This window comes from Microbulbifer sp. TYP-18 (assembly GCF_040932045.1).
In the GTDB taxonomy this organism is placed as follows: domain Bacteria; phylum Pseudomonadota; class Gammaproteobacteria; order Pseudomonadales; family Cellvibrionaceae; genus Microbulbifer.
Genome location: NZ_JBFRBC010000025.1, coordinates 1 through 13,448, shown reverse-complemented (window position 1 = coordinate 13,448; position 13,448 = coordinate 1). Strand labels below are relative to the sequence as shown.

The window sequence follows — 13,448 nt, the reverse complement described above, 5'->3', positions numbered from 1 at the left end:
GCCATGAGCTTTTTTGAAACCCCGCTGCTACAACGGGAAACCCATAGTCTCGGCGATACGGAGTTCGATTTGTATGAGCTCAGTGCCTATGACCGCTGTGAGTATCTGGAAAAAACCACGGGCAGTATCGCCATGCCCAAGGACGGCGAGGTGCAACCGCCGGTGTTCGAACGTTTGGGAGAGCTGTGGGCCTTTCGCCGCGAGGATACCGACAGCAAATTGCTGCTGGTGGCCTATGCCCTCAAACCCGGGCGGGAGGAGTCCCTGGAAACACTGCATACACAGCTGCGCCGGGCCGTGCCCCTGGCGCGTATCGACGAGCTCTATCTCCCCGCCGCCAAGTTGTCCGGATTACTGGTAGAGCCAGAACAGGAAGCGGATGCGAAGGGTATGGAGGACGAAGTAAAAAAAGGCTAGTGCCGGGCTTTGTCTTCGCCCGGCAGTTGGCCCGTGATTTCAATCGCCCCGACTACTTCAACATGCTGCGCAGCATGAGCTCGACCGAGCTGGACCACTGGTACGAAGTTTATCGGGAGCGCCCCTTACCGTCCCAGGTCCAGCAGTGGCAGCTGGCCCATATCGCCGCCGGTACCTGTGGCGGTAAGCCATCCGACTTCCTGCCGGAAAACCGCAAACCCAAATCCGTGCAGGATCAAATCGCAATCTGGAAATCCATGGCCTGAGTCATGACAACACTAGCGTCCATGGCCACCATGGTGGCCAAGCTCGAACTGCGTTCGGACCAGTACAAGCGCGAGATGGCCCAGGCCACTGCGCGCAACAAAATGCTGGCGCGGGAGATTAAAAAGAGCGGTGCCGCCGGCGATGCCTTTTCCCGTTCCATGCGCGGGGCGGCTCAAGGGGTGGCTTCCATCGATGGACCCCTCGGTGGGGTTTCCGGTCGCGTCAGCGCCCTGAGCGGTTTTTTGCACAGCGGTGCCGGGGCCTGGGCGGTGTTTGGTGCCGGCGTGGCCGGTGCGACCGCGGTACTGTACAAGAGCATCCGTGCCGGCGAGGAGATGGAGCGGCAGCAGCTCAAGATCGAAGCCCTGCTCAAAGCCACCGGCGGCGTCTCGGGGCGTACGGCCCAACAATTGGATGAGCAGGCGCGCTCTGTGGCCCGCAATACCCTGGCCAGTGTCAGCGGTATCCGCCAGGCTCAGGGGGTACTGCTCACTTTCAGAACCGTACAGGGCGAGACCTTCGACCGCGCCATTCGGTTATCCCAGGATCTGGCCGCGGTGATGGGTAGCGATGCCAAGAGCGCGGCGCTGCAACTGGGCAAGGCGCTGGAAGAACCCAGTATCGGCCTGACCATGCTGCGCCGTTCCGGGGTCAGTTTTACCGAGGCGGAAAAGCAACAGATTAAAGCCATGGAGGAAGCGGGCCGGGCGGCCGAGGCCCAGCGGCTGATTCTGGATAAGCTGGCGCAGCAGGTGGGCGGCGCCGGTGCCGGCGAAGCCGGTGGCCTGACCGGTGCGGTGGATTCCCTGGGGCAATCCTGGCAGGAGTTTCTGGAGGATTTTAGCCAGACCACCGGCTCCACTGCCTTCGCCACCCGTGCCATCCAGCAATTAACTGGTGTGTTAAACAACGGGCGTGGTGTGGCTGAGGGACTGGAAACTGCGGTGACCACACTGGCGATCTTATTGGGTGGACGCTTTGCCGGTGCCGTCAGCGCTCAGGTAACCCAGATGGCGCTGCTGAATGCGGCCACCTACAAAACCACCGTGCAAACTAATGTACTGGGACAGGTGATCGGGCGCACAACCGCGGCCACCCGCGCCGCTGCTGTGGCCGCCACCGGATTGAAAACCGCTTACGCATTCCTGGGTGGGCCCGTAGGGGTTATTACCATCGCAGTGGCCTCCATGGTGGCCTGGAATGCCGCACAGCCCACGACCGAACAAAAAGCCCAAAGCCTCACCAGCAGGATCGATGAACTGACCCGCAGTTGGAAAGCCCTGACCCAGGCCCAGCGCATCAACCGTGAGCAGAAGGTCCTGGCCGACCGGGATAACCTTGCAGACCAGTTAAAACAGCTCACCCAACAACGGGACCTGCTCCGCGATGGGGGCACCAAGGAAGGCACCCGCTTTGGCTTTCAGGCGGCACTGGGCAATGAACATCCCCGTGTGCGCGAGCTCAATGATCAGATCGACACCCTGAACCAAAAGCTCGATAGCGCCAATCGCAAGCTTGCTAACTTGGGCAAGCCGGATCCACAGCGCTTTAGAGAACAGGCCCAGGCTGAATTCAAAGCGGCATTGGAAAGAGAGGCGGTGGAAAGGGCCCGGGCCGAGAACGAACTCAAACGCCAACAGGATGCCGGGGCGGCACAGTTGGTGCAGCTGGACAGCTTCCTGGCCGACCAGCGCGGCAAAATCGATCTGGACCACGAACAGCGCTTGCAGCAGATCGCCGCCCTGCAGATTGCCGAAGAGGAACTGCGCCGCCGGGGTTTCGACTCCATCGAAGCGCTACGGGAAGACTATGCCGCGCGGGAAACGGCCCGCTATCAGGCAGCAGTGCAGTCCCTCAGTGAAGGGGAAGGCAACCAAGTTGGCCCCGATGGTCTGACCGATGCCGAACGCCAGCGTATCGCCACCCGCCTGGAAACGCTCCAGCTGTCCTGGCTTACGGAACTGGAACAGCTGCAGGTCAAGCAGGATCAGGAAATGGCGATTTTGGATCAGGCCTATGCCAGCAAGCTGATCGCCCACGATGAATACGAGCGCTCACTGTTTCAACTAGAAAAAAAGCATACAAAGGAGCGAGAGAAGTTGGAGCAGGCCACCAGCAAGGCGCGCAGGAAGGCGGTGAGCGGTGCCTTCGACATGATGCTGGGAGTTTCAAACACCGGCAGCAAAAAACTGTTCAAACTGCAAAAGGCCCTGAGCTTGGCCAAAGCCGTGGCTACGTTGCCGTCGGCAATCATCGAGTCTTACCACAACAGCGGCGGCTATCCCTGGGGTATTCCGGCAGCGATTGCGATGGCTGCAGCCGGCGCCACCCAGATTGCGCAAATCAAGAGTGCCAATTTCTCGGGTGGCGGCACCGCAGCCAGTGTGAGTGGTGGCGGCAGCGCCGCACCCCTGCCCACTACCAATGGCGCCACTGCTGCACGCCTGGATACCTTTGCCAATAACGACGAACCGCAGCAACCGAAGGGACAGCTGGTTATTAATATCGCCGGGGACGTGATTGGCGAGCATGGTGCACTGGTGATGGATCAGCTTCATAATTTGCTCGAAGAGCAGGATGTGGTGCTGTTTAGTCGCAACTCCCGCCAAGCTCAGGAATTAAAGGGGTAGTTGTATTTATCGGATTTATCCCAAATCGCAAGGGCAAAGTGAAATCTATCTATCCAGCATGAGTACCAGAGGTGTTTTTGAGAAGACTCGTGTTGATCAAGGCGCCAGGTTCGCCGATATCAACTAAGTTGTCACCAATAGTTCATTGAAGACAGTGGTACAAGCTTGGATCATCATTCAAGCTAATAATGGTATCAGTCGTTTTGTAGACGATGTGAAGGAGATAGTCAATAATTGGGGCCTGCTCATCGAGTCAAGCGTTAAAGCATAGAGAAAAAAGAGAAAGTTTATGGCTAAAAACGTTGAAGAATTTATTCAAGATATCGCTATTTCCAATGCCAATCTACATGGAATCCTTATAGAACTACGCAAATTATTTGGATCCTGTGGGCAGGATTTAGCTGAGGGAATTAAGTATGGTGGGCTTGTATTTGCTAAAAATGAAAGACTGGTCGGTGGGATTTTCATTTACAAGAACCACCTGTCCTTAGAGTTCGGTCAGGGCGCAGAATTTGATGATCCGGATGGCCTTCTTGAAGGAAAAGGAAAATTCCGTCGGCATCTAAAATTCACCTCTGAAAAAGACATTGAACCCAATCAAACCAAAGCTTTTATCAAGCAAGCATGTAGGCTAAATGCAAACTGCTCCCCATGAATTGAACTAATTCACTTCACTCCGTAACCGCCTCCGGGCGGTTTTTTTATGGCTGTCGCTTGAGACAATTACGTTTATCCAGTTTATACCCGCACGCCTGGGCACCACAGACCCCAGCACCCTGAAAGCTGTATTGAAACAGTACGAGGGTGGTGCGCCCAGGGTCGAGGGCAAGGAACACAAGGCATTATCCGGCTACACCGAGCACACTGTGTATCGAATAGAGCGGGAATACCAGTGCCAGGCGGCACCCATCAAACTCAGTGCCGCTGGCCTTGCCGTTTGGGACAGCTTTGCCGCCAGCTGCGGAGCTGGGTAGTTTTTTAGTTTCGATCCTTTCGGCACCCAGGCCGCACCGGATGCCCCCCGGGATGTACAGCTCAAGTTCCGCTCGTTCAAACAACAGCGTCGGCTCGGCTGGCGCTTTGTGTTCAGTTTCACCATCTTGGAAATTGTGGCTTAAATGCGTAACAACTCCGAAGTGTTCGACCGCGAGGGTATCGTCTACGAAGCCCAGAACACCCGGGGTGTCCTGCTGGGTGTATTGCACAAAGACCAGCCGTTGACCTGGGAAATCGTCACCCAGGTGGAGTGCACCGGCCTGCGCACCGTGTACAAGATCAGTGTGGGTGGAATCAGCTATGCGGCTGGTATTGATCCACAGCACCGGGTGATTACCCATAACCAACCGCACAAGCCCTGAGGGAGCCCGTATGGTCGAATATATTCAAGCAAGTGGTATCAGCAACGCCGGAGAAGATGAACACTTTTATGAGTTGACCAGCGGCATCTATACCGGCGATATTGTACGAATCTCACAGGTGCGAAATCCTATCGATTTGGACCAAGATGGCAGCCCCGATCAGTTTGCCTACAAGATGATTGGTGCCTTTGTCACCACGGACAATCAGGTGCGCAACAATACCACCGGCACCCCCTGGCAAACCCCCGGCAAGGTGGAGACCCTACAGGCCAGTGCTGTGGCCGAGGGCACCGAGAATGAAGAAGTGAACAAAGGGGTCTGGCGTATGGAATGCATCCAGCGTACGGTCAATCTGAGGGTGGTGATTGGGGAGTGAAAGGGATTCTATTCCTCCAAAAAAATGCTGGATTGATTGTAAAATAGTGATGAAGCTAATAGCGGTTACAGTGAAAGTTATGTCAATTTTTTATGGTCTATAAATTTAGAATGAAATAGAAATTTCAAATGAAAAGATGCTCCTTTTCTACACAATCCTTAAGCTGTAGTAGTTCAGACCTGATCTGACAGTTACCGGTTTTTCAGAAGCTGCTCTGTCAGGTCAGGCTCAGTTTACGAACTTTTCCATCCAGATCTTTTTGCCGTCCTCCAGCGTTTGCATTGGAGTTCGGCCACAACACTTCTTACCCTGGTGCGTGCGGTCATTATTGTAGTAAGCGAGCCATTCGTCCAGATCTGCCTGTAGCTCTTCGATCGACTCGTATATCTTGCGTCGTAATGAGGGCTGGTAGAATTCCTGGAGAATCGTTTTATGGAAGCGCTCACAGATGCCATTGGTTTGCGGGTGGCGAGCTTTGGCTCTCGTGTGCTCGATCTCATTCACACTCAAGTATAATTGGTAATCGTGCTGCTCCAGCTTCCCGCAGTACTCGGTACCACGGTCAGTCAGGATGCGTAGTACGGGCAGCTCCTGAGTTGCATAAAACGGCAACACTCGGTCATTCAGCAGGTCCGCAGCGGTGATAGGCGTTTTGGTTGTGTACAGTTTGCAGTGCGCCACCTTCGCATAGGTATCAACGTAGGTCTGTTGGTACACGCGGCCAACGCCTTTGAATGTCCCGACGTAAAAGGTGTCTTGTGACCCCAGATAGCCCGGATGCTGGGTATCAATCTCACCACAGGCTTCGTCGTCATGACGTTTGCGTTCCAGGGCCTGCACCTGGGACTCTGTCAGAATCAGGCCTTCCTCAGCCACTTTCGTTTCCAGTGCTTTAAGTCGAAGCTTGAAGTTGGCCAAATCGGGTCTTGGCCAGATACTGCGAACCCCACTCGATGAAACAAATACACCGCGCTTGCGAAGCTCATTGGACACTCGTACCTGGCCGTGAGCGGGCTCCTCAACGGCGTAAGAGAGCACCGCCTCTTCGATTGCGAGATCAACGCGGTTCTTGTGGTTTGGTACCCGTCGATTCTTCTCCAGCAGCGCATCCACGCCGCCACTGGAAACCGCCTCTTTGTACCGGTAAAAGGTATCTCGCGACACGCCGAGCATCTTTCAGGCTTTGGAGATATTGCCGAGTTCTTCCGCCAGATTGAGCAGCCCGGTCTTGTGTTTAATGATGCGATCATTAGTATGGATCATGGGGTTTATCCTTGGTTTTGGTTTCAGGTTTGGTCACCTTCATCAAAACCGGTAAACCCCTTCTTTTCAAGAGGATGTGTCAGATTTGGTCTGAACTAATTCATATCATCGCTGGTGCTTAAAACAGTCTGATAAGAAATTCCACCGTGACCAAATGCTACCAGCCTGAGATCCGTTTTTCATCCCTTTCCCGTCGCAAAATCACCGCAGATTTCACTGGTGGAGATTTAACCTCCAATGCCAGCTTGTTGCTGCTTCCTGAATGCGATCGCTGCCTTGGCCTATCCCATGCGGTGGCCGATGTCGTTATTGATCCCTGTCGCATTTCCTCAGTTGCTCACCAGGCCGAACAGCTGGTGCGACAGCGTTTGCTTGCGATTGCTGCTAGGTATGGAGATCTCAACGATCACGATCAGCTGCGATTTGATACAGCCCTGCAAGCCGGGTGTTAGCGCACGAAGACACTTGCCAGTACCGCCACCCTGTGCCGCTTCGTGCAGGGGCAGGATCGATCTGTTGCGGTAGAGCTACACAAAGTGTTGCTGGACCAGTTCATTGTCAGGCATAGCAAACCGCCACGGCGACTCACCCTGGACTTTGATGCGACCGATATCCCAGTATATGACGAGCAGGAGCAGCGCTTCTTCCATGGCTATTACGACAACTACTGTGTCATGCGTAAGCTTCCCCTATAAGTAAACAGTTTCAAACTTAGCGCATTCTGACAAGCTATGGTCAGGAGGCCGACATGAAGAAATCAAAATATTCGGACAACCAGATTGTCTCGATCCTCAAGGAGGCCGAGGTCGGCATCCTAGTCAAGGAACTCTGCGCAAGTACAGCATCTCAGATGCCACCTTCTACACCTGGCGGAAGAAGTACGGTGGCCTGGAGGTGGCTGAAGCCCGACGCCTCAAGGTTCTTGAAGAAGAGAATACCCGTCTGAAGAAGCTGCTGGCGGAGTCCATGCTCAATCAGGAAGCGCTCAAGGCTGCTCTCAACCGAAAGTACTAACTGTCGAGAACAAGCGCGAGGCCGTGCGAACCTTACAGTTGGAAACGACTATCTCGGAACGTATGGCCTGTTCACTCGTCGGATTATCCCGCGCATCTATGCGATATCAGTCCCGGAGGATCGAGTGCACCAGATGCTGCGCAGGGAGGGCTTACAGGTGAATCACAAGAAGGTCTATCAGTTATACAGCGAGGCGGGACTTAGGGTTCGCAAGCGTAGGCGTAGCAAAGGCACTATGGTTGAACGACAGCCTCTGCTACTTCCAGAGGCTCCGAACCATACCTGGTCGATGGACTTTGTAATGGGTGCTCTGGCCAGTGGCCGCCGTATCAAATACCTGACGATCATCGATGACTTCACCAAGGAGTGCCCCGACATCCCGGTGGCCAATGGCATATCGGGGCCACAGGGTGCACGGACGCTAGATGCCATTGCCTCGTTTCGTGGCTATCCTAAGGCCATCAGGACGGACCAGGGACCGGAGTTCACCAGCAAGGTGCTCGACCAATGGGCATACTACAACGGCGTTGAGTTATAGCTGATTCAGCCAGGAAAACCGATGCAGAATGGTTACATCGAGAGCTTCAATGGCAAGTTTCGAGATGAATGTCTCATCCGCTGTCAGTACGGCCGGTGGAAAGGGCGACTTCTACGCACTACACCGGCGAGCCGCTGGAGCTATCTTGATTTCATTTCTTTTCATTGCATTTTACCGCCAGCGGTGGAGATTTATTACTCCGCCACATCGAACAAGTCTCGAAAATTCAAATACTTAACTAAGTAGTTGACGCTTAACCCAACAATAAGGAAATCCCCAAAAAGCCCGGCGATCACTCCTCCCCACGCCTGCCGGTTTTGCGCTTTTCCTTAGCCAGTGAAATCGGAAAACACCGCAAATCCTCGCCAGCCGTGAGCTGTAGCGATTTTCAGGATTTCACAAATTGAAGAAAAATGAAGAGTTTTGAAAAGGTTTTTCACAGCCCAAAATAGCCTCAGGTCAGGGGCAACGGGGCTTTCCGGGGAATGATGGTGTTTTGCATTAAATTTTTTAGTAGATGAGCAGGCGTGGATTCAAGCGCTACAGGGAGGTCGAGGGGAGCTACCTCGTATCTGTCCGTCAATATGGGCGTAGACCTTTAACAGGCTGAAGCTGTGTGGACACATTGTGGACGCTAAAGCGAAAAAAGGCAACATCAAGCGATTGATGTTGCCTTTTTGACTTGTAACTCATTGAATTACAAGCATTTTTTGGCTCCGCCTGCTGGGCTCGAACCAGCGACCCAATGATTAACAGTCATTTGCTCTACCAACTGAGCTAAGGCGGATTTTCTTAGCAGCTTGGCTGTTCAGATGGCGCGTATCTTATAGAGGGGGGCTGGGTAGGTCAACTCTTTTTTTCAACTTTAACTCCTTGATTTGTCGATACTTTAGCCATTTTTAAGGCCACTCATCCAGGGGCAGGAAGAGCATATCGCTATCCCTATGGGGGACCTTCGCAACCTGTCTTTGTGGGAATTGTCGTCAAGGGGCCAGAAGGCCTACAATCCGGGACCGTATTTCCGGTGATCAGGCTGACACAATTATGGATTCGCGTCCTTTTCAAGTAGTTTGTAATTACACGCCTATGGGTGACCAGCCGTCCGCTATCAGGAGCCTGGTCGAGGGCATTGGGGACGGTCTCAGCCATCAGACACTGCTGGGTGTGACCGGATCTGGAAAGACGTTCACAATGGCCAATGTGGTAGAGGAGCTTCAACGGCCAGCAATCGTTATGGCCCACAATAAGACGCTGGCCGCTCAGCTGTATGGGGAGTTTAAGGAGTTTTTCCCCAAGAACGCGGTGGAGTATTTCGTCTCCTATTACGATTACTACCAGCCGGAGGCCTATGTACCCTCTTCAGATACTTTTATCGAGAAGGATGCGTCGGTCAACGAACATATCGAGCAGATGCGGCTCTCGGCCACCAAGGCACTGATTGAGCGCAGGGACGTGATTGTTGTGGCTACGGTATCTGCTATTTACGGCCTGGGTGACCCGGACAAGTACCTGAAGATGGTGCTTCACCTGGATCGGGGTGACTTGGTTGATCAGCGGACTTTACTGCGGCGCCTGGCGGAGCTTCAATACACTCGCAATGATACTGACTTTCGGCGCGCCACTTATCGTGTGCGTGGCGATGTGATTGATATCTACCCAGCGGATTCGGATTTGGAAGCGGTGCGGGTATCACTTTTCGATGAGGAGATTGAAGAGCTGACGCTTTTTGATCCCTTAACGGGGGAAATGCTCAAGAAGGTGCCCCGTATCACCATTTTTCCCAAGTCGCACTATGTAACTCCCCGGGAAACCATCCTTAAAGCTATTGATCAGATTAAGGAGGAATTGCAACAGCGTCTCGAACAGCTCCGCAAGAATGACAAACTCTTGGAAGCGCAGCGTCTGGAGCAAAGAACCCGTTACGATTTGGAGATGATGCAGGAGCTTGGCTACTGCAACGGTGTGGAAAACTATTCCCGCTATCTTTCCGGGCGAGCTGCCGGCCAGCCACCACCGACACTGTTTGATTACCTGCCGCACGATGCCTTGCTGTTTGTCGACGAGAGCCATGTCACGGTACCGCAGATTGGCGGCATGTACCGCGGCGACCGATCGCGCAAGGAGACTTTGGTGGAATATGGTTTCCGCCTGCCATCGGCGTTGGATAACCGGCCGCTGAAATTTGAAGAGTGGGAGAAGCTGTCGCCACAAACGGTTTTTGTTTCTGCCACACCGGGCCCTTACGAGCATGAACATGCTGGCGCGGTGGTGGAGCAGGTGGTGCGGCCCACAGGGCTGGTGGATCCGGTGGTGGAAGTGCGACCGGCATCCACTCAAGTGGATGACAGCCTGTCGGAAATTCGGCGGTGTGCCGATGCGGATCAGCGGGTATTGATTACGGTATTGACCAAACGTATGGCCGAGGACCTTACCGAATACTTGAGCGACAATGATGTTCGGGTCCGTTATCTGCATTCGGATATTGATACTGTCGAGCGTGTGGAAATTATCCGGGACCTGCGCATCGGCAAGTTTGACGTGCTGGTGGGTATCAACCTGCTACGGGAGGGACTGGATATGCCGGAAGTGGCCCTAGTGGCTATCTTTGATGCGGATAAGGAGGGCTTTTTGCGCTCGGATCGTTCACTGATCCAGACCATTGGACGCGCAGCCCGCAATCTCGATGGCAGGGCCATTCTTTATGCGGACAATGTTACGGATTCTATGAGGCGTGCACTGGATGAGACTAAGCGCCGACGGGAAAAACAGGTAAGTTATAACAAGGAGCACGGCATCACTCCCAAGGGTATTCGCAAGAGTGTCGCGGATATTATGGAGGGGGCGGTTGCCCCCGGCACACCGGGCCGAAGTCGACGCAAGGTTGCCGAAGACAAGGGGCGGTATGACGTGGAACCGCAGCCGCTCTCAGATCAGGAACGCTGGAACCGGATTGAACAGCTGGAAGAGCAGATGTACAACCATGCCAAGAACCTTGAATTCGAGGCCGCGGCCAAACTGCGAGACGAGCTGATTCGTCTGAAGGAGGAGGCGGGGCAGTAGGCATCGGACACTTCGACTATTGGGTGAATCCAGATTCACCGAGCGCCAGGCTTCGGGTTTGGCCCACTGGCCGGTGGAAAATCGGGGGCGAAAAGTCTTCCGCCCTTGTTGAAAAGGCCGGACTCTGGTGCTAAAGTTCGCGTCCTCTGCAGCCCCGCCACTTCCCGGGAGCGGTGAAGGAGACCCGTAGCTCAGCTGGTTAGAGCGCTGCCTTGACATGGCAGAGGTCAGCGGTTCAAGTCCGCTCGGGTCTACCATAGAGATCCGCGTTAAACATTTTGTAACTCTACTCAACCCCTTGATTTTACTCGATTTTATGTATATTTGCCCGAGTTAAAATGTCAAGCTCCCCCACTCGGTCGCCGGGTAGCCCCAACCTGTAGACCTGTTAATTTTGGTTGGGACATGGCTAGAACCTCTGCCTGTGATTCTGGTAACAAAGTGGATCTATGGCGCTTTCTGAGGAGTGGGGTCTGCTCACGTCGGAAGCTCGCCATACTGGATAAGGTACTCTATATCGCTCAAGTGCCAATGAGCGGTTTAACGGTTAGCCAAAGTTGGCTTGGGGGAGCTTCATAGTTGCCACAAACGATATATTAGATGTAGTAGTTCATACCTGATCTGACAGTTACCGGTTTTTCAGAAGCTGCTCTGTCAGGTCAGGCTCAGTTTACGAACTTTTCCATCCAGATCTTTTTGCCGTCCTCCAGCGTTTGCATTGGAGTTCGGCCACAACACTTCTTACCCTGGTGCGTGCGGTCATTATTGTAGTAAGCGAGCCATTCGTCCAGATCTGCCTGTAGCTCTTCGATCGACTCGTATATCTTGCGTCGTAATGAGGGCTGGTAGAATTCCTGGAGAATCGTTTTATGGAAGCGCTCACAGATGCCATTGGTTTGCGGGTGGCGAGCTTTGGCTCTCGTGTGCTCGATCTCATTCACACTCAAGTATAATTGGTAATCGTGCTGCTCCAGCTTCCCGCAGTACTCGGTACCACGGTCAGTCAGGATGCGTAGTACGGGCAGCTCCTGAGTTGCATAAAACGGCAACACTCGGTCATTCAGCAGGTCCGCAGCGGTGATAGGCGTTTTGGTTGTGTACAGTTTGCAGTGCGCCACCTTCGCATAGGTATCAACGTAGGTCTGTTGGTACACGCGGCCAACGCCTTTGAATGTCCCGACGTAAAAGGTGTCTTGTGACCCCAGATAGCCCGGATGCTGGGTATCAATCTCACCACAGGCTTCGTCGTCATGACGTTTGCGTTCCAGGGCCTGCACCTGGGACTCTGTCAGAATCAGGCCTTCCTCAGCCACTTTCGTTTCCAGTGCTTTAAGTCGAAGCTTGAAGTTGGCCAAATCGGGTCTTGGCCAGATACTGCGAACCCCACTCGATGAAACAAATACACCGCGCTTGCGAAGCTCATTGGACACTCGTACCTGGCCGTGAGCGGGCTCCTCAACGGCGTAAGAGAGCACCGCCTCTTCGATTGCGAGATCAACGCGGTTCTTGTGGTTTGGTACCCGTCGATTCTTCTCCAGCAGCGCATCCACGCCGCCACTGGAAACCGCCTCTTTGTACCGGTAAAAGGTATCTCGCGACACGCCGAGCATCTTTCAGGCTTTGGAGATATTGCCGAGTTCTTCCGCCAGATTGAGCAGCCCGGTCTTGTGTTTAATGATGCGATCATTAGTATGGATCATGGGGTTTATCCTTGGTTTTGGTTTCAGGTTTGGTCACCTTCATCAAAACCGGTAAACCCCTTCTTTTCAAGAGGATGTGTCAGATTTGGTCTGAACTAATTCATATTAGAAGCCCTGTTTGATTGATCAGACAGGGCTTTTTACTCTAGGGAACGTCTGAATAACTCAACAATCGCTACGGCAGTATCAGTATTTTCTGGTGCGGGCCTGAATTTGACCAAAACAACTCTGAGATTGTTTGTTTTTTCACCTGGAATCTACTTCTCAGCAGATTCCAGGTGCACTGGCCCTAAGCCAGAAGATATTTTTGACTGCGAAGCAGGTTTGACAGACCAGCTAGTGGGCCATGCGGAAAATAAGGTTACGTAATTTGATTTCATGTATACTTGCCCCATGGATACTCCTGGCGTTTTTACAATTACCGCTCATGATGCAGCGATCCTGGAAAGCTGGATTCGCAGCACCTCGCTTCAGCAGGGTCAAATTACCCGAGCGAAGATTATTCTGGCTCTGTCGGAAGGCATGCCAGTGATGGACGTGGCTGCGGCCCAGCGCGTGTCTCGCAAGACAGTCCACAAGTGGAAGACGCGCTTTATCGAATCGGGCCCGGAGGGTTTGCTTGACCAGGCAAGGCCAGGGCGACCGTCGGTAATTGACGCCGAAATTGTGAACCGTGTTCTCACATTGACGACGAGCCGCATTCCTCATGAGTCCACTCACTGGAGTGTCTCGTTGATGGCGAAGTACGCCGGTGTTACCACATGGCAGGTTAGGCAAATCTGGAACGCTGCAGATCTGAAACCACACCGACTCAGAACCTTCAAG

11 protein-coding genes, 2 tRNA genes and 2 pseudogenes are annotated in these 13,448 nt (G+C 53.5%); 12 read left to right on the top strand and 3 right to left on the bottom strand.

The features are described 5' to 3' along the window. Nucleotides 1–3 precede the first annotated feature (3 nt). From ABVT36_RS15955 to ABVT36_RS15925, 7 genes are all read left to right on the top strand, one after another. On the top strand, nucleotides 4–417 hold the full coding sequence (locus ABVT36_RS15955) for a hypothetical protein (protein ID WP_368457424.1): 414 nt from the start codon (nucleotides 4–6) through the stop codon (nucleotides 415–417). Continuing rightward, entirely contained in the window at nucleotides 417–683 is a 267-nt protein-coding gene (locus tag ABVT36_RS15950) for a phage tail assembly protein T (RefSeq protein ID WP_368457423.1), read from the top strand. Before ABVT36_RS15955 ends, ABVT36_RS15950 begins: the two co-directional genes overlap by 1 nt. A gap of 3 nt (nucleotides 684–686) precedes the next feature. Beyond that, on the top strand, nucleotides 687–3,314 hold the full coding sequence (locus tag ABVT36_RS15945) for a phage tail length tape measure family protein (protein ID WP_368457422.1): 2,628 nt from the start codon (nucleotides 687–689) through the stop codon (nucleotides 3,312–3,314). A gap of 289 nt (nucleotides 3,315–3,603) precedes the next feature. Continuing rightward, entirely contained in the window at nucleotides 3,604–3,969 is a 366-nt protein-coding gene (locus ABVT36_RS15940; RefSeq protein WP_368457421.1) for a DUF1801 domain-containing protein, read from the top strand. A gap of 133 nt (nucleotides 3,970–4,102) precedes the next feature. Further along, nucleotides 4,103–4,288 carry a hypothetical protein gene (locus ABVT36_RS15935; RefSeq protein ID WP_368457420.1) on the top strand — a complete coding sequence of 62 codons (186 nt, stop codon included), beginning with the start codon at nucleotides 4,103–4,105 and terminating at the stop codon, nucleotides 4,286–4,288. Between the two features lie 144 nt (nucleotides 4,289–4,432). Further along, the gene (locus tag ABVT36_RS15930; protein ID WP_368457419.1) at nucleotides 4,433–4,672 is read left to right on the top strand and encodes a hypothetical protein; all 240 of its coding nucleotides are present in this window, start codon (nucleotides 4,433–4,435) and stop codon (nucleotides 4,670–4,672) included. A gap of 10 nt (nucleotides 4,673–4,682) precedes the next feature. Next, a complete protein-coding gene (locus ABVT36_RS15925) occupies nucleotides 4,683–5,048 on the top strand; it encodes a hypothetical protein (RefSeq protein ID WP_368457418.1) in 366 nt (121 codons plus the stop codon). 228 nt (nucleotides 5,049–5,276) lie between these two features. Here ABVT36_RS15925 and ABVT36_RS15920 read toward each other — a convergent pair whose 3' ends face one another. Then, on the bottom strand, nucleotides 5,277–6,221 hold the full coding sequence (locus tag ABVT36_RS15920; RefSeq protein WP_368457416.1) for an IS481 family transposase: 945 nt from the start codon (nucleotides 6,219–6,221) through the stop codon (nucleotides 5,277–5,279). A gap of 236 nt (nucleotides 6,222–6,457) precedes the next feature. Between ABVT36_RS15920 and ABVT36_RS15915 the strand changes: the two are divergent. Together ABVT36_RS15915 and ABVT36_RS15910 are read left to right on the top strand one after the other, a co-directional pair. Continuing rightward, a pseudogene (locus ABVT36_RS15915) lies at nucleotides 6,458–7,006 on the top strand (transposase). Between the two features lie 53 nt (nucleotides 7,007–7,059). After that, nucleotides 7,060–7,938: pseudogene (locus ABVT36_RS15910) on the top strand (DDE-type integrase/transposase/recombinase); the annotation flags it as partial. Nucleotides 7,939–8,574: 636 nt separating this feature from the next. Here the strand turns inward: ABVT36_RS15910 and ABVT36_RS15905 are convergent. Further along, nucleotides 8,575–8,650, bottom strand: a tRNA-Asn gene (locus tag ABVT36_RS15905). 257 nt (nucleotides 8,651–8,907) lie between these two features. Here ABVT36_RS15905 and uvrB point away from each other — a divergent pair. Both uvrB and ABVT36_RS15895 read left to right on the top strand, forming a co-directional pair. After that, a complete protein-coding gene (gene uvrB, locus ABVT36_RS15900) occupies nucleotides 8,908–10,923 on the top strand; it encodes an excinuclease ABC subunit UvrB (protein ID WP_368457417.1) in 2,016 nt (671 codons plus the stop codon). Between the two features lie 180 nt (nucleotides 10,924–11,103). After that, a tRNA-Val gene (locus ABVT36_RS15895) sits at nucleotides 11,104–11,180 on the top strand. Nucleotides 11,181–11,588: 408 nt separating this feature from the next. Here the strand turns inward: ABVT36_RS15895 and ABVT36_RS15890 are convergent. Beyond that, complete coding sequence (locus ABVT36_RS15890; protein WP_368457416.1) at nucleotides 11,589–12,533, bottom strand: IS481 family transposase; 945 nt, start codon at nucleotides 12,531–12,533, stop codon at nucleotides 11,589–11,591. Nucleotides 12,534–13,016: 483 nt separating this feature from the next. Between ABVT36_RS15890 and ABVT36_RS15885 the strand changes: the two genes are divergently transcribed. Beyond that, a partial coding sequence (locus ABVT36_RS15885; protein ID WP_368457415.1) for a helix-turn-helix domain-containing protein occupies nucleotides 13,017–13,448 on the top strand: 432 nt, incomplete at its 3' end.

What these genes read in the sequence shown, in the direction of transcription:
- ABVT36_RS15955 (WP_368457424.1), top strand. Translation starts at nt 4, where the DNA reads ATGAGCTTTTTTGAAACCCCGCTGCTACAACGGGAAACCCATAGTCTC.
- ABVT36_RS15945 (WP_368457422.1), top strand. Translation starts at nt 687, where the DNA reads ATGACAACACTAGCGTCCATGGCCACCATGGTGGCCAAGCTCGAACTG.
- ABVT36_RS15940 (WP_368457421.1), top strand. Translation starts at nt 3,604, where the DNA reads ATGGCTAAAAACGTTGAAGAATTTATTCAAGATATCGCTATTTCCAAT.
- ABVT36_RS15930 (WP_368457419.1), top strand. Translation starts at nt 4,433, where the DNA reads ATGCGTAACAACTCCGAAGTGTTCGACCGCGAGGGTATCGTCTACGAA.
- ABVT36_RS15925 (WP_368457418.1), top strand. Translation starts at nt 4,683, where the DNA reads ATGGTCGAATATATTCAAGCAAGTGGTATCAGCAACGCCGGAGAAGAT.
- ABVT36_RS15920 (WP_368457416.1), bottom strand. Translation starts at nt 6,221, where the DNA reads ATGCTCGGCGTGTCGCGAGATACCTTTTACCGGTACAAAGAGGCGGTT.
- uvrB (WP_368457417.1), top strand. Translation starts at nt 8,908, where the DNA reads ATGGATTCGCGTCCTTTTCAAGTAGTTTGTAATTACACGCCTATGGGT.
- ABVT36_RS15890 (WP_368457416.1), bottom strand. Translation starts at nt 12,533, where the DNA reads ATGCTCGGCGTGTCGCGAGATACCTTTTACCGGTACAAAGAGGCGGTT.